14 protein-coding genes are annotated in these 15,999 nt (G+C 59.4%); 5 read left to right on the plus strand and 9 right to left on the minus strand.

Annotated elements, in window-relative coordinates:
* Positions 1-9: 9 nt before the first annotated feature.
* Positions 10-1,077, minus strand: coding sequence for a DUF2855 family protein (locus ACN0WW_RS08730; RefSeq protein WP_417611487.1), 1,068 nt, complete (start codon positions 1,075-1,077; stop codon positions 10-12).
* A gap of 146 nt (positions 1,078-1,223) precedes the next feature.
* On the opposite strand from ACN0WW_RS08730, the gene ACN0WW_RS08735 reads away from it, so the two are divergent.
* The 3 genes from ACN0WW_RS08735 to ACN0WW_RS08745 all read left to right on the plus strand — a co-directional run bounded on the left by ACN0WW_RS08735 (position 1,224) and on the right by ACN0WW_RS08745 (position 5,041).
* On the plus strand, positions 1,224-2,780 hold the full coding sequence (locus tag ACN0WW_RS08735; protein WP_417611489.1) for an alanine/glycine:cation symporter family protein: 1,557 nt from the start codon (positions 1,224-1,226) through the stop codon (positions 2,778-2,780).
* A gap of 231 nt (positions 2,781-3,011) precedes the next feature.
* The gene (locus ACN0WW_RS08740) at positions 3,012-3,593 is read left to right on the plus strand and encodes a YqaA family protein (RefSeq protein WP_417611491.1); all 582 of its coding nucleotides are present in this window, start codon (positions 3,012-3,014) and stop codon (positions 3,591-3,593) included.
* A 74-nt stretch (positions 3,594-3,667) separates the two neighbouring features.
* The gene (locus ACN0WW_RS08745) at positions 3,668-5,041 is read left to right on the plus strand and encodes a glutamate--cysteine ligase (protein ID WP_417611493.1); all 1,374 of its coding nucleotides are present in this window, start codon (positions 3,668-3,670) and stop codon (positions 5,039-5,041) included.
* A 151-nt stretch (positions 5,042-5,192) separates the two neighbouring features.
* Here the strand turns inward: ACN0WW_RS08745 and dinB are convergent, their stop codons facing one another.
* Entirely contained in the window at positions 5,193-6,302 is a 1,110-nt protein-coding gene (gene dinB / locus ACN0WW_RS08750; RefSeq protein ID WP_417611495.1) for a DNA polymerase IV, read from the minus strand.
* Between the two features lie 39 nt (positions 6,303-6,341).
* Positions 6,342-7,922, minus strand: a complete 1,581-nt coding sequence (locus tag ACN0WW_RS08755) for a pentapeptide repeat-containing protein (RefSeq protein ID WP_417611497.1) — start codon at positions 7,920-7,922, stop codon at positions 6,342-6,344.
* Positions 7,923-7,993: 71 nt separating this feature from the next.
* On the opposite strand from ACN0WW_RS08755, the gene ACN0WW_RS08760 reads away from it, so the two are divergent.
* Entirely contained in the window at positions 7,994-9,247 is a 1,254-nt protein-coding gene (locus ACN0WW_RS08760) for a multidrug effflux MFS transporter (RefSeq protein WP_417611499.1), read from the plus strand.
* A gap of 24 nt (positions 9,248-9,271) precedes the next feature.
* A complete protein-coding gene (locus ACN0WW_RS08765; protein ID WP_417611501.1) occupies positions 9,272-9,712 on the plus strand; it encodes a DUF2147 domain-containing protein in 441 nt (146 codons plus the stop codon).
* 233 nt (positions 9,713-9,945) lie between these two features.
* Here ACN0WW_RS08765 and ACN0WW_RS08770 read toward each other — a convergent pair whose 3' ends face one another.
* The 6 genes from ACN0WW_RS08770 to ACN0WW_RS08795 form a co-directional block, all read right to left on the minus strand.
* Positions 9,946-10,956 carry an SO2930 family diheme c-type cytochrome gene (locus ACN0WW_RS08770; protein WP_417611503.1) on the minus strand — a complete coding sequence of 337 codons (1,011 nt, stop codon included), beginning with the start codon at positions 10,954-10,956 and terminating at the stop codon, positions 9,946-9,948.
* Complete coding sequence (locus tag ACN0WW_RS08775; protein WP_417611505.1) at positions 10,956-12,149, minus strand: parallel beta-helix domain-containing protein; 1,194 nt, start codon at positions 12,147-12,149, stop codon at positions 10,956-10,958. The genes ACN0WW_RS08770 and ACN0WW_RS08775 overlap by 1 nt, the downstream gene beginning before the upstream one ends.
* 95 nt (positions 12,150-12,244) lie before the next feature.
* Entirely contained in the window at positions 12,245-12,940 is a 696-nt protein-coding gene (locus ACN0WW_RS08780) for an aspartate/glutamate racemase family protein (RefSeq protein ID WP_417611507.1), read from the minus strand.
* 35 nt (positions 12,941-12,975) lie between these two features.
* Positions 12,976-14,448 (minus strand): NAD(P)(+) transhydrogenase (Re/Si-specific) subunit beta, encoded by a 1,473-nt coding sequence (locus ACN0WW_RS08785; protein WP_417611509.1) that lies wholly within the window; start codon positions 14,446-14,448, stop codon positions 12,976-12,978.
* Positions 14,448-14,744, minus strand: a complete 297-nt coding sequence (locus ACN0WW_RS08790) for an NAD(P) transhydrogenase subunit alpha (RefSeq protein ID WP_417611511.1) — start codon at positions 14,742-14,744, stop codon at positions 14,448-14,450. Before ACN0WW_RS08790 ends, ACN0WW_RS08785 begins: the two co-directional genes overlap by 1 nt.
* Before the next feature lie 10 nt (positions 14,745-14,754).
* Complete coding sequence (locus ACN0WW_RS08795; protein ID WP_417611513.1) at positions 14,755-15,885, minus strand: Re/Si-specific NAD(P)(+) transhydrogenase subunit alpha; 1,131 nt, start codon at positions 15,883-15,885, stop codon at positions 14,755-14,757.
* Between the last annotated feature and the right edge of the window lie 114 nt (positions 15,886-15,999).

A 15,999-nucleotide genomic window follows, 5' to 3' on the forward strand; every position in this document is an offset into this window, starting at 1 on the left:
ATCCCGCGCCTAATCCATATGACACATCAGGCCGCGGCTGGGTGCCACGGCATTGGACAGCATGGAGATATAGGCCGTTTGCAGCGCATCCGCTCCCGCAACATCCTCGATGGTGAGATAGGCGCTGGCCCCTTTGACAAAGGCGGCAAATTGCTCATCAACCTGCGCCCGAAAGGCCGCCGGCCCGATTTCCTTCATCAGCGTCTCGGCCGCTGTCGGCGCAAAGAACAGCTCCGGCTTCGGCCCCTGCATATCGTCCGCGCCGCCGCGCTCTTCGACATGAGTCGCACCGACCAGCGCACTATGTTTGAGACCATCGCCCCATTGTGCATGGATGTCCGACAGCAACCGCCCGTTGCCGGCAAAATCAACCGAGACGATCGGCTGCCCGGCATCCACTTGCTTCAGATCATCATAGACAATGACTTCATCATAAAGCCCGCTTGTCTCGACAAATGCCTTGTTGCCCTCTGACGTGAGACCGATCCGCTTGATCGCCGGGCTCAGGTTTTTGGCGACCATCGCGAGGCCCAGCGCGGTTTTCGAGGAAGCACTGGTCGTCAGCAGCGCTTCGGCTCCAAACCATTCGTTTGACCGCATGAAATGCTCGATCAGAAAACTCGTCGTGAACAGAGGCTGGAAGAGGGCCCGCTCGGCTTCGTGCGTGCCCTGATTGCTGCCCAGCCGGTGATATTGATTGTAGATGATCGCCAGTCCCTGCCGGTGCTCGGCGCCATCGACAAAGCCGCCATCCTGCACGTTGGTCGGCGTGACCAGCAAATGACTGGCCATTGGCAAATAGCCATAGACCCGCTCGCCAACCGCAATATCGGCGTTTGCCGATGCCAACACCCTGGCAAAACCCCAGACCGGCACAATGCCCCACTCGGCATCGCCGGTCGGAAAGAAATTCCAGTAGCCAAACGCCTCACCGGCCGCCGCATAGGTGATATTATTGGCGGTCAGGGCGTATTTTTCTATTCCCAGCAGAATTTGGCCCTCTCCCAAAGCAGGCGTATCGCTATCGTGCCATTCCGCTTGCGCCAGATCCTCTTTCTTCACCCACAGGCTTTGCATCTTTCAGACTCCATCCGATATTCCGGTTGCCGTCCAGCATAAGCGCTCCCCGCGATTTGGCAAAAGCATTTGCCAAAAACCGTTCGCCTGCTAATCCTGCGACTGAGCATAGACTTAGCGCGTCCGCGCCATCGGGGAGAATTTTTGTGAGTGCAGCACCGGTTTCGGGTTTTGAGGCAGCGATCGTGCCGATCACCAATGTTTCAGATTTTATCTGGGGTGGAACCTGGGAGGGAACCGAAATACTGCCGATACCGCCGATGGTGGTGTTCCTGCTCGGTGCCGGCATCTATTTCATGATCGGTCTGCGCGGCTATCCGCTGCTGCGCCTGTTTCCGGCTTTGGCAGGATTGTTCAAGAAACCGGCCGGCGACGGCAAGGGCGAAATTTCCCCGTTCGCCGCTCTCTCCACCGCCTTGTCCGGCCAGGTCGGCACCGGCAATCTCGCTGGCGTCGCCACCGCGATCACGCTTGGCGGACCCGGTGCAATCTTCTGGATGTGGGTCACCGCGCTGTTCGGCATGGCGCTGGCTTTTGCCGAAGGCTCGCTCGCTGTCCGCTTCCGCGAACAGGCCGAAGACGGCACCTATCGCGGCGGCCCGATGAGCTATATCACCATCGGTCTCGGCCCCAAATGGACCTGGCTCGCCATCTTGTTCTGCCTCGGCACGCTCTTCTCCGCGCTGGTCACCGGCAACGGAATCCAGGCCAACAGCCTCGGCGACAGCGCCAATGAGCTGTTCGGCGTCGAGGAATGGATTGGCGGCGCCGTAGCAGCCGTCGCCGTATTCATCGTGATCATCGGCGGCATCAAGTCGATCGGCCGCGTGGCGGAAACCATCGTTCCCTGGATGGCCGGTGCCTATCTGCTGATGGCCTTCATCGCGCTGGTCATCAACATCCCCGACCTGCCGGAAACCTTCGGCCGCATCTTCGGCGGCGCGTTCAATGCGCAGTCGGCCAGCGGCGGCTTTCTCGGCGCAGCGATCATCATCGCCATCCGCGCCGGTGTCGCCCGCGGCCTTTTCTCCAACGAAGCCGGACAAGGCTCGACCCCGATCGCTCACGCCGTCGCCCAGACCAACGATCCAGCAGCACAGGGCCGCTTTGCCATGATGGGCACATTTATCGACACAGTGGTGATCTGCACGATGACCGCGCTGGTGATGCTGACCGTCGAAGGCAATTTCACCCATACGCTGGCCGATGGCACAGCGGAGGCAGTGAAACATGCTTGGCAGTCCGACCTCAACGGCTTCGCGATGACCTCGGGCGCCTTTGCCGCGGCCTTCCCGTTCCTCGTGTTCGGCATTCCGATCGGCACGCTGATCGCTTCGGTGGCGCTGATCCTGTTCGTCTTCACCACACTGCTTACCTGGAGCTATTATGGCGAACGGGCGATCACCTATCTCTATGACCTGACCCCCGGATCGACCCTGAAAGGCGAAACCCGCCTCCACTTCGCATGGCGCGTGCTCTGGTGTCTGGTGATCTTCATCGGTTCGTTCGCACCACTGGAACTGATCTGGCGGCTCGGAGACATTTCCAACGCCGTCATGACCCTGCCAAATATTGTCGGTCTGCTGGCGCTGTCCGGCGTGGTCTTCGCGCTGGCCAAAGGTCATCGCTCCGCCGGCACCGATCATGGCCGCGAGACACCGCAGGAACTGATGGAAGAGATCACCGGCGCGCCGGGGCACTGAATGAACTTTTCTTTGAACCTCAAGCGCCGGGCGCAGGCATCCGCCTGCTTGGCTATCGCGCCAATATGGCGCGGCGGCCAGTCGGCCTTGCCTCGCTACGCTCGGTGTCATCTCCATCAAACCGAGCGTAGCGAGGCAAGCGCGACCGCGCGCCCGAGCTTATGCGAGGAAAGCCAAGCAGGCGGATGCCTGCGCCCGGCGCCTGAGGCCCAATAAAGAGATCCAATAAAAATGCTCAAACGCCTCTATGAATGGATGCTCGACAAGGCCGGCCATCCGCAAGCGACCAAATGGCTCGCCGGAATCAGCTTTGCCGAATCCAGCTTCTTTCCAATTCCGCCCGATGCGATGCTCGCGCCAATGTGTCTGGCAAAGCCCGAGCGGTCCTGGTGGTACGCGCTCGTATGCACCATTGCCTCGGTGCTCGGCTCGCTGCTCGGCTATGCAATCGGCTATTATTTCTTCAAGACGCTCGGCATACCGATTCTGGAATTTTACGGCGTAACCGAGAAATTTGATCTTTTCGCCCAAAGTTTCAACGAGCAGGGCTGGATCGTGGTCTTGCTGGCCGGTTTCACGCCGCTGCCGTTCAAGGTCATCACCATCGCTGCGGGCAGCACCGCGATGCCCTTGCACATCCTGATAGGCGCAGCAATCGTAGCCCGCGCTGCCCGCTTCTTCCTGGTCGCTGCCCTGCTCCGCTTTTTCGGGCCGCCCATGAAGCAATGGATCGACAATAATTTTGCTTTGGCGACCACGGTCGTCGGGATATTGTTCGTCGGCGGGTTCGCAGCCGTCAAGTGGCTGCTATGACAAGTAACAAAAGCTTTCAGCGGACCAGCTTTTTTTCAGTGGCTCCGCCGCTGATCATTTTCTAAAGGCGGATCATGAGCACCAGACAAGCTTCAGACAGCGACGATCCCGTGATCGAAGATATCGCCCAGTTGACCCAACCGATGATCAAGGGCGAAAAGCCGAAAGATCGCTGGCGGATCGGCACCGAGCATGAGAAATTCGTCTATTCCACCACCGACCACCACGCCCCCAGCTATGATGAACCCGGCGGGATAAAGGACCTGCTGCTGGCGATGCGCGAATTCGGCTGGGAGACGGTGGAAGAAGGCGGCAAGGTGATCGCCATGTCCGGCACCGACGGCGCGATCAGCCTCGAACCCGCCGGCCAGCTCGAACTGTCCGGCGCGCCGCTCGAAAATCTTCACGAAACCTGCAACGAAACCGGCCGCCATCTCAATCAGGTGAAGGCAATCGGCGAGAAAACCGGCAAAGGCTTCCTTGGCATGGGCATGTGGCCGGACAAGACGCGCGCCGAACTGCCGATCATGCCGAAGGGCCGCTACAAGATCATGCTCGACCATATGCCGCGGGTCGGCAATCTCGGCCTCGACATGATGCTGCGCACCTGCACCATCCAGGTCAATCTCGACTATGCCAGCGAAGCCGACATGGCCCAGAAATTCCGCGTCGGCCTGGCGCTGCAGCCGCTGGCCACCGCGCTGTTTGCCAATTCACCCTTCACCGAGGGCAAGCCCAACGGCTACCAGAGCTTCCGCAGCCATATCTGGTCGGACACCGATCCGCACCGCACCGGCATGCTGCCCTTCGTGTTCGAGGACGGCTTCGGCTACGAACGCTATGCTGAATATATGCTCGACGTGCCGATGTATTTCGTCTTCCGCGACGGCAAATATATCGACGCCGCCGGCCTCAGCTTCCGCGATTTCCTCAAGGGCAATCTATCGGTGCTGCCCGGCGAAAAGCCGACTCTGTCCGACTGGAACGACCATCTCTCGACCGCCTTCCCCGAAGTGCGCCTGAAAAGCTTCCTCGAGATGCGCGGTGCCGATGGCGGCCCGTGGAACCGAATCTGCGCCCTGCCTGCTTTCTGGGTCGGCCTGCTCTACGACCAGACCGCGCTCGATGCCGCCTGGGACCGGGTCAAGCACTGGACGATGGAAGAACGCGAGGCACTGCGCAACGCGGTACCCAAACACGGTCTCGACACGCCACTGCCGCGCGGCGGCAAGCTCAACGATCTCGCCAAGGAAATCCTCGAAATATCCTCCGCCGGCCTCACCGCCCGCAACCGTCTCAACAGCAGCGGCGACAATGAAAGCGGCTTCCTCGACCCGCTCCGCGAAGTCGTCGCCAAGGGCAAATCCCCCGCCGCCCAGCTGCTCGACCGCTACCACGGCGAATGGAACGGCGACGTCAGCCGCATCTACGACGAAATGAGTTTCTGAAACCTTGTGCTCCGCGCTCGACGCGGAGCTCTGGCGGCAAACGCGCAAGTGATGTTGTGCTCCGCACTCGATGCGGAGCCCTGGGAGGCAAACACCCTCTTCGTAGCGCAGAGCTCCGCATCAAGTGCGGAGCACAAGAATATGACCAGACCTAAAACTCGAAGGCCTGCTGCTCCATGTGCTCGGAAGTCTCTTCGCCGCTCGCTTCCGCCCCTTCCAGATTGGCCAGCGTCAGCCCCAGCAACCGCACGCCGTTCTCCACCGGCATGATACTCGCCAGCAGATCGCGCCCAAGCCGCGCAAACTCTGCCTTATCCGCAACATAATGGTCCACCGACTGCGACCGCGTCACCTGCCGGAAGTCAGCATATTTCGCCTTCAGCGTCACCGTCCGCCCGCGTGCCTCGCATTTCTCGATACTGTTCCAGACAATATCGATGATATGCTCCAGCGCATCCTGCAGATCGGTATCGCTGACCAGATCGTCGCCATAAGTCCGCTCGCCGCCGACCGACTTGCGAATCCGGTGGGCGCGGACTTCGCGATGATCAACGCCGCGCGAAGCGCGAAACAGATAGCCGGCCGACTTGCCGAAATGCTGGCGCAGAAACTCCTGTGACTGCGCCCGCAAGTCCGCGCCAGTGTGAATGCCCAGCTTGGCCATCCGCTCCGCCGTTTTCGGGCCAACGCCAAAGAAACGCCGCACCGGCAGTTGCGCGACAAAATCCGCGCCCTGATGCGGTTTGATCACGCAGATCCCGTCCGGCTTGTTCTGGTCAGAGGCGATCTTGGCGATAAACTTGTTATAGCTGACCCCGGCGCTGGCGGTGAGGCCAGTCTGCTTCCGGATTTCGGCGCGGATCATCTCGGCGATCCTTGTGGCATTGCCGATCCCCATCTTGTCCTCCGTCACGTCGATATAGGCCTCATCCAGCGACAGCGGCTCCACCAGATCGCTGTGCATCCGGAAAATCGCGCGAATCTGTTGCGACACCTCGCGATAGACGTCGAACCGGTGCTTGACGAAAATCAGGTCCGGGCAACGGCGCTTGGCGGTGACCGACGGCATCGCCGAGCGCACGCCATATTTGCGCGCCTCATAGGAAGCCGCCGCAACCACTCCGCGCTTGGATGATCCACCGACCGCGACCGGTTTGCCGCGCAATTCGGGAAAATCGCGCTGCTCGACACTGGCAAAAAAGGCATCCATATCGATATGGATGATCTTGCGCTGCAGCAGATCGGGGGCGGAATCGGACATGGCACCAGTTTAGCGTCTGTTTCCCGGCTTGGGGAGGCGCTACATTTCCTCGGTCAGCGACTTTCGATAGCGTTCGATCATCCCCTTGTCCGCATCGATGCGGACCGTCTCGCCAAAGCTTGCGCGCATACCGCAACCCATGAAATCCGAAGCGTCCGGATATTTTTCATAATCCGGTTTGCCTCCCGCAAAGATTTCCAGCCTGCCATCGATGATCCGGAAAATTGGCATCGCCGGCCCTTCGGACACGGGAATATACCATCCGGTTTCCCTGTCGAGGTAGAGATGCGAGGCGGAAAGGCTGCACAAATGAGCGTTGGCACCGACCGCGCTGCCCTTGATCGCATACAGGCCGTCATCGGCGCGCTCGACCAATATCTCGGTCATCGACGCGCCTGCCAGAACCGGCACGATCCTGACGAACAGCTTGGATTGCCGAAAAGCGGCGGGGAGCGGCAGAACATCATCAACAAACAGGGCGGATTCTCCGGGAGCCAGCCAATCCGTCTCCCCGATCAGGCCAAGCAGTTCGCCCTTGCGGAGGCTGTAGCTTTGCCGGATGCAGTCCGACGGAAATTCCGCCGAAGCACAGCGGTTGCGCTGCTGTAACCAGACCCGCTGACTGGCCCGGACACCGGAATCGACAGCCTTGGCCCGCTGATAAAGAGTGGCAACATCGCGATCCGCCACACGCAGATCACTGGCATATTCGCCGCAAATTTCCTGTTCAACCTTGCTCGAGGCTTTGCTGCAATCAAAGGACGGCCGGGCCTGAGCCGCTTGCTGCTCCGCATGGACGGCAAGCAGGGTGCGCGCCTCATCGGCGCTCACGCCGACATCATGATCACCCCCGCGCAGGATGACGGGCCCACGAAATTGCGCCTTCTCCAGATCGGGCAATTGACCCGGGCCGATGATCGTTTGATCGAGAATTGCGCCCGCCACATCGGCATCATAGAGGCCGAAACTGTGCAGCACGGCCCGGCTAAAATCTGTCCACCTGGCACTGATCCCGTCGCCGCCCTGATAGACAGGACAGCCATCCGAAAGCGTGATCCCGCACTCGAACCGGAAACCGGTCATATTCGCGCCATCGACATCCCAGCCCTCGACGCTGCCCTCAAACCAGCCGCCGCCCAGTCTTCCCCATGAAATATCCGCGCCCCGCGCGTTCACATTCTTCAAATTGCTGTTCTGCAGATTGGCGTGGGCGATATCGGCATTCTGAAAATTTGCCCCTTCCAGATTGGTGCGAACAAACGTGGGAACCACAAGCGTGGCGTTGGACCAGTTTGACCGGGACAGATCGGAATCGACAAAGCAGGCCTGCCGGAGCGAAAATCCCGAAAAATCCCAACCGGAAAATTTGCCGCCCACAATAATCGCGGCATCCAGCTCTTCGCGGTTGATCGCTGCCTTTAAGGCAGCCGGATCTGGCAGTGAGTCGCCATCGATACGCATGAGTCGGGCACCCGATTGATCGGAGATATCCTTTTCCGCTCCATCGCCGGCAAGGATCAGGTCCGCGCATCCTGGTGGCGGCGGTGTCGCGTGGGCCGGACTGATCAGAAAGGGTGCAGCCAGTAGCGAGAGAATGAGCTTCAAACCATTCAATCTCATTGTCGCTCCAATCTTTGCCTGTATCAATATAACGTATAGCCACAACCGCTCGATCTTGCCATAGCGCGGCGGTGCAGAACAAAGCTCTCCCTTTTCCGATAGGTCGCGTCGAACTGGTCATCATGATGGCCAGCCTGATGTCGCTAAACGCGCTCGCGATCGACATCATGTTGCCCGCGCTTGGCCTGATCTCGGACGATTTCGCCTTGCCCGCCGTCAATGACCGGCAATGGACGATCACCTCCTATATCTATGGCATGGCCATCGGCTCGATTCTCTATGGCTCGCTGGCCGACCGCTTCGGGCGCAGGCCGGTTTTGCTGGTGACAATTGCGATCTACACCATTTTCGGCATTCTCTGTGCGCTTGCCTGGGATTACGAACTGCTGCTGATCGGCCGCTTTGTGCAGGGACTGGCCGCATCCGCCATGGGCGTATTGGCCAACAGCATCATTCGCGATCGCTACGACGGCGATGCGATGGCCCGCGCGATGTCGACGATCATGATGATTTTCATGATCGTACCCATCACCGCGCCGCTGCTCGGCCAGCTGGTTCTCCATGTTGCACCGTGGAAGGCCATCTTTCTTGTGCTGTCCGCCGCCGGACTGTCGGCATTCCTGTGGGTGATGACCAGGCTGCCCGAAACCCTGCATCCTGATGACAAGACGCCGATCAAGTTCAAATCGGTCACCGCCGCATGGTATGGGGTCATTTTCAATCGCAACAGCTTCGGTCATGTCATGGCCAGCGGCCTGATGATGGCGCCCCTGTTCGCCTATATCGCCTCGGCCCAGCAGATATTTTTCGATGTCTTCGGTGTCGGCGACATTTTCGTCTATATTTTCGCGCTGAATGCGGGGGCCATGTCGGTTGCCAGCTTCACCAATTCCAGGATCGTCATGCGCTTTGGCGCGCGGCGCGTATCGCAAAGCGCGCTGATATTTTTCATCCTCGTATCCATCCTCCACTTCGGTCTCGCCGAAGCCGGATGGATGAATATATGGACATTTACCGCCGTGCTGGTCCCGTCGATGGGGATGGTCGGCTTCACCGGCGCTAATTTCAGCTCGATTGCCATGCAGCCGTTCGGCAAGACGGCGGGCGTGGCCTCCTCGTTCCAGAATTTTGCCCGGTCCGGCCTTTCTGCCATGATCGGCGCTGCGATCGGACTGCAGTTTGACGGCACGGTGCTGCCTCTGGCCACCGGCTTCCTGGTGTGCGGCATTGCGTCGTTGCTGTTGATTTTCTGGGCGGAGAAAGGAAAGCTGTTCCGGCGCGTTCAGCCTCGGGTAACCCCCGATGATCTAGTGCCGCAGTCCTAGACCGCAGATCGCAAGGACCAGACTATGACCGTATCCATGCCCAGCCCGATGAAGATGGCCCTTGGCCTGCTCCCCGCCGCGTTTGCCTTTGCAACCCCGGCTATGGCAGCGGATTCGATCATGGGCGACTGGATCACGCAGGAACGCGATGCCATCATCCGGATTTCCCAGTGCGGCAAGTCGGTTTGCGGCCGGATCCACAAATATCTGGTGACCCCGCCCAATGGCGTGGGGCAGAAGGACGTCAACAATCCTGACAAGAGCCTGCGCAGCCGCACGCTGCTCGGCATGCCGATCCTGACCGGCTTCCGGCCGGATGACGATATCTGGCGCGGCAAGGTTTATGACCCGAAAAGCGGCAAAACCTACCGGTCGGAAGTCAGCCTTCAATCACGGAACAAGCTGAAGATGAAAGGGTGCATTGCGTTTATCTGTCAGGGACAGGACTGGACCCGCGCGAAATAGCGGTATTTTCTAACCTCAAACGCCGGGCGGGCGCATCCGCGCCCTTGGCTTTCGCGCCATAAGGCGCGGCGGCCGGTCGGCCTTGCCTCGGCCGCGCCTCGGAAAAACAAACTCTACATCGGACATCAGACCGACGCGCAGCGGAGGCTAGCGCGACTGCGCGCCCGAGCTTATGCGAGGATAGCCAAGCGGACGGATGTCCGCGCCCGGCGCTTGAGGTAAAACAAAAAACATCATTCCATCTCCGCGATCCATTCCCGGAGCAGCGCCACGCCTTCCGCATGTACCGTCGTCCGCCCGACCTCCGGCATGCTGATCCCCGGCTCCAGACTGTTCAGCCGATAGATCAGGATACTCTCGTCGGGCTCACCGGGCGCGATGTCGAAATCATGCGTGCCGCTGCCCCGCCCCGCCGCCACCGGTCTTTTGTTGATGCCCAGCCGCACCGGCATCGTCTCCTCATAGGTCAGGAACAGCCCGGAGTTGCTCGCCGAGCCATTGATATTGTGGCAATGAGCGCAATTGACATCGAGATAACCGCGCGCCCGCGCGTTCAGCGGCGCGCTGCTCTCGCCCCAGACCGGCACTGCATAGTCAACCACCGGCACCGCGTCGATCAGACCCAGCCTTGCAAATTCTTCCAGCTGCCCGCCATGGGTCAGATTGCGCGCCTTCGGCCCGATCGGCGTCACCGCCCCGGACAGGGCGTGGCATTCCTTGCACTGGTTCTTGTTCGGCACCCCGTAGCTAATCGACCGCTGCTGACCCGAGGGATCGGTGAAGGTCACCGGAATCCGTGCGCCCGCGACTTTCAGCCTGGCCTCGGTCTGCGCTTCGTTCCAGACATAGGGCAGCGCCAGCCAGCCATCGGCCCGGTGCAACAGCACTCTGGTCTCCAGCAAGCGCGGCTTGCCCTCAATCTCATAGCCAAAGCTTTTGATCAGCGCCGATCCCACCGGCAGATCCAGCAAGCCGTCCCCCCCGGCCTTCGCCTGCTCTCCCGGCGGCACATAGATGAACCGGTATTTCTCTGCATAATCGGAGAATAAGGGCGTATTCAGCTGATAAGGTACGACCCGGTCATTCGGCTGCCAACCGGCATCATCCCGGAAAAAGCGATAGTCGGACAGCAGACGCGGCAGGCCATCGGACAGGATCACTGCGTCCGACACCGGCTCCGGCGCGCGCGCGCCAGCGGAAAAAGCCAGCCCCAGAACAGCACAGACGGAAAGCAGCAGCCGCATTACTGGATCGCGTCCTCCATCGCCTGCGGCAGCGTGATCGGCGTCAGTTGTCGGCCATCAAACGGCTCGCTCGCTGCTGCCGCCAGTGCCGGCTTGGCTTCTGTCAGCGGCTGGCCGGGTTCGGTCAGTCCCATGGTCAGCACCGCTACATCATCGCCGATCTGGATATTCTCGCCGGTGCCATCCTCGATAATCGGAGGAATAGCGCCACCAAAAGCGGCCTTCAGTTGCTCGCCGCCGGGGAAGGCGGGCTTGTAGCCGGCCCGTCCATGCATATTTTCAAACACCCTTACGCCAATCGGCTTCGGGTTATATTTCGGATCATTCTGCTCCTGGGTATAGGACACGATCAGGATATTGCCGGTGCCATTTTCGGCGAGCCGGTTTTCAAACACCTCGACATCATAATGCGACATCACCATGATGCCCATGCCGGTCGGCACCTGCGCGACGATATTGCCCTCCGGCGCGAAATTCGGAGTGTTATTGTCGATCACGAGATTATCGAACACGCGGACATTGCGCCCGCCCTGCTTCGGAATATTGGGCAGATCGAACACCAGGATCCCGCCGGTATTGTTGACCGCGATATTGTTATAGACGTCCGCGCCGATGCTGTTCTCTATCTCGATCCCGGCAACATTATATTTTGCGACGCTGTTGCGGACGATGATATTTTCCGACTGGCCAACATAAATGCCCGCATCGGACGAGCCGATCGTGGTGACGCTGTCGACCAGCACATTCTTGCTTTCGACCGGATAGATCGCATAGGCACCATTTTCCGGATGCGGCCCGCGGGTCCATTCCACCCGGACCTTGTAATAGACAATATCGTCCGCGCCCTTTGACTTGATGCCGTCGCCCTTGCTGTCCTCGATCGCAAAGTCGCGCAGCACGACATGGTCTGACGTCACCAGCAGACCTTCGCCCGCCCCCAGCTGTCCGGCAAAGTTCAGCACCGTCTGGTCCATGCCCGCGCCGCGGATCGTGACATTATCGACATCGAGCGAAAGGCCATCGACCAGATCAAAGCGCCCCGCCCCCAGTTCGACGACATCGCCCGGTTCGGCCAGAATCAGCGCTTCCTGCAGCCGTTCCTGGGCATCGGAACCGGGATCGACCGTGACGGTTTTTGCGAGTGAAGGGGCGCTCAGGCACAGCGCGGTGGCCACCATTAGACTGCGGATCATATCTCTCTCCTACAAGAAGCCGAGATAATGCCGCAAAATGTCGCCGCTGCCAAGAGCATTGACATGGATGTCAGTTAGTCAGGAGCGGACCCCGCTCAGCCGTCCGCGAGGATCCATTCCACGGCCGCATCAGCGTGAATCTCGGTACTGTCGTAAATCGGCAGAATATTGGCCTTGGTATCCACGATCAGGTCCAGCTCGGTACAACCCAGCACAACCGCCTGAATCTCCTGTTTGGCAATATTGGTGATATAGGTTTTCATCGTCCGCTCGGACTCGCGCTTTTTCAGACCGAACATCAATTGCTCATAGATGATCCGGTCAATCTCCTCGACCCGCTCCTCGTCGGGCGGAGAAAGCGTGATCCCCTTGCCGACCAGCCGCTTGCGGTAGAAACCTTCCGTCATCACATTGCGGGTGCCGATCAGGGTTGCCGAGTTTACTCCGTCCGCCACCATTTTGTCACCGACACAATCCGCAATATGGATGATCGGCACGTTCACCTCCGGCTGCACCCGGTCATAAATTTTGTGCATGGCATTGGAGCAGATCAGGAGCGCAGTGGCACCGCTATGTTCCAGCCGCTTGGCCGCCCGCGTCATCAGGCCAGCCGCAGCATCCCAGTCATCGTCCGACTGCAGCCGCGCATAGTCGCTGAAGTTCACGCTTTCGATCAGCAAATGCGGGCTGGAAAAACCACCCAGCCGTTTTTGCACGATGCTGTTTATTCGCGTGTAATAGCTGGCTGTCGAGACCCAGCTCATCCCGCCGATCAGGCCAATTTTCCGCATTGAAGTTCATGTCCCCGAAATGTCAAAAATAGCGTCTAAAGCGCTTTGACGATTTCTTCGCACATTTTCTTCGCATCGGAAAGCAGCATCATCGTCTGGTCCATATAAAAGACCTCGTTATCGACACCGGCATAGCCAACGCCGCCCATCGAACGCTTGATGAAGAAGATGGTCTTGGCCTTGTCGACGTCGAATACCGGCATCCCGTAAATCGGCGAGGATTTGTCGGTTTTCGCCGCCGGATTGACCACGTCATTGGCACCAATGACGAACGCTACATCGGCCTGAGCGAACTCGCTGTTGATATCTTCCAGCTCAAAGACCTCATCATAAGGCACATTGGCTTCGGCGAGCAGCACGTTCATATGACCCGGCATCCGGCCCGCGACCGGGTGGATCGCATATTTGACGCTGACACCCAGCTCTTTCAGCTCATCACCCATTTCGCGCAAGGCATGCTGCGCCTGCGCCACGGCCATACCATAGCCCGGAATGATGATCACGCTTTCCGCCTGCTTCATCATATAGGCAGCGTCTTCGGCGGAACCCCGCTTCCAAGGCCGGTCGATCTTGGCCGCGCCGTCGCTTGGCCCGCTGTCCGCGCCAAAGCCGCCCGCGATCACGCTGATAAAGCTGCGATTCATCGCCTTGCACATGATGTAGGACAGGATCGCACCGGACGAACCCACCAGCGCGCCGGTGATGATCATCGCTGTATTGCCCAGAGTAAAGCCCATCGCTGCCGCCGCCCAGCCGGAATAGCTGTTCAGCATCGACACCACGACCGGCATATCTGCGCCACCGATCGGAATGATCAGCAGGAATCCGATCAGGAAACTCAGACCGATGATCGTCCAGAAAATTGGCCCAGTGCCGACCGTCGGAGCAATCGCAAAATAGGCGGTCAGGCCGATGATGCCGGCCAGTACGCCAAGATTGATCACATGGCGCATCGGCAGCATGATCGGCGCACCCGACATATTGCCGTTAAGCTTGAGAAAAGCGATCACCGAACCGGAGAAGGTAATCGCACCAATGGCCACGCCAAGGCCCAGTTCGACCCGGCTCACCGTCAATATTTCACCGGTCGCATCCAAAATGCCAAACGCCCCGGGATTGAGATAGGCTGCAATACCCACCAGTACAGCGGCGAGACCGACCAGCGAGTGAAAGCCCGCGACCAGCTGCGGCATATCGGTCATCGCAATCTTGCGCGCGGTGATGAAACCGATACCGCCACCGATCACGATTGCGACAGCAATTTCGGGAAGACTGACAACGCTGTGCGTGACCAGCGTGGTGATCACGGCGATCAGCATGCCGACCATACCATAGCGGTTACCCGCCCGGCTGGTTTCCGGCGAAGAAAGGCCGCGCAGGGCCAGAATGAACAATACGCCGGCCACCAGATAGGCAGCTGCAACCCAAGGGTTTACCGGCTCGCCGGTAGAGGCAAGGGCCGGGGTAGAGAACAGAAGCGCCGATGCGCCAAGCAATGCCGTCCGCATTATTTGCGCTCCTTTTTCTTGTACATGGCGAGCATCCGCTCCGTGACGGCAAAACCGCCAAAAATATTCACGCTGGCCAGCACAACACCGAGCAGACCCAGCCACTTGGCGGTCTGCCCCCCATCGGCCTGCGCACCTGCCGCTGCTGCAATCAGCGCTCCGACAATGATCACCGAAGAGATCGCGTTGGTCACCGCCATCAGCGGCGTATGCAGGGCGGGAGTCACCGACCAGACGACATAATAGCCGACAAAACAGGCCATCACGAAAATTGAAAGAACTGATATAAAATCCATTGCTAACCCCCTAGTTCGCCAGAAGGCGCTCATTCACGACCTTACCATCTTTGGTCAGGCGTATGCCAATCGTCACTTCGTCATCATCAGGCAGAACCGGCCGCTTCGCTTCCTCGTCCCAATAAGCGGAGAGGAAATTATAGAGATTGCGCGCAAACAGGGCCGAGCTGTCTGCCGCCATCATCGCCGGTATATTGCTCGCGCCGATAATTTTGACACCATGCTTTTCGACCACTTTGCCGGGAACGGCGCCTTCGACATTGCCGCCTTGCTCCGCTGCCAGATCGACGATCACGCTGCCGTTGCGCATGGTGGCGATTTGCGCATCGGAAATCAGACGCGGTGCAGCCCGGCCCGGGATCAGGGCGGTGGTGACCACGATATCCTGTTTTGCAATATGGGAAGAGACGAGTTCGGCCTGCGCCTTCTGATATTCCTCGCTCATTTCGGTAGCATAGCCGCCGGATCCTTCGCCCTCGATGCCTTCAACCGATTCAACGAAAATCGGCTTGGCACCCAGCGACTGGATCTGTTCCTTGGTGGCGCTGCGCACGTCGGTCGCGCTGACCTGCGCCCCCAGACGCCGCGCCGTAGCAATCGCCTGCAAACCGGCCACGCCAACACCCATGACGAAACAGCGCGCGGCGGAAACCGTGCCAGCAGCGGTCATCATCATCGGGAACGCCCGGCCATATTCATTCGCGGCCAGCAGCACTGCCTTGTAGCCTGCCAGATTGGACTGGGAGGACAGGATATCCATCGACTGCGCGCGGGTGATCCGGGGCATGAATTCCATCGCCAGCGCGTCGATGCCCAGCTTGGCATATTCATCGACCCGCTCACGCTCGCCGAACGGATTGAGGCTGGCCACCAGCCAGGCGCCTTTTTTCATGCTTTTCAGCGATTGCGGATCCGGGCCCTGCACACCCAGAACGATGTCCGCATCTTTCAAAACAGCAGCGCGCGTACCAACCGTCGCGCCGACGTCGGTATAGTCGGTATCAGCAACTGAAGCAGATTCGCCTGCTCCCTTTTCGACGGCCATCGCGGCGCCAAGGGCGACGAACTTTTTGACCGTTTCCGGCGACGCACTTACGCGCGTCTCGCCAGGGGCGAGTTCCTTTAATACCGCAATTTTCACGCTAGATTCCAATCCGTTAGGAAATAAGTAAAACTACTATCGTTGTCACTACAGCCACTAGGATCGTTCCGAATTTCAGCATCCCCAAAAAGCTGGCATAAGTTTCCTGGGCCG

Source organism: Parasphingorhabdus sp., from assembly GCF_048269865.1.
Lineage (GTDB): Bacteria > Pseudomonadota > Alphaproteobacteria > Sphingomonadales > Sphingomonadaceae > Parasphingorhabdus.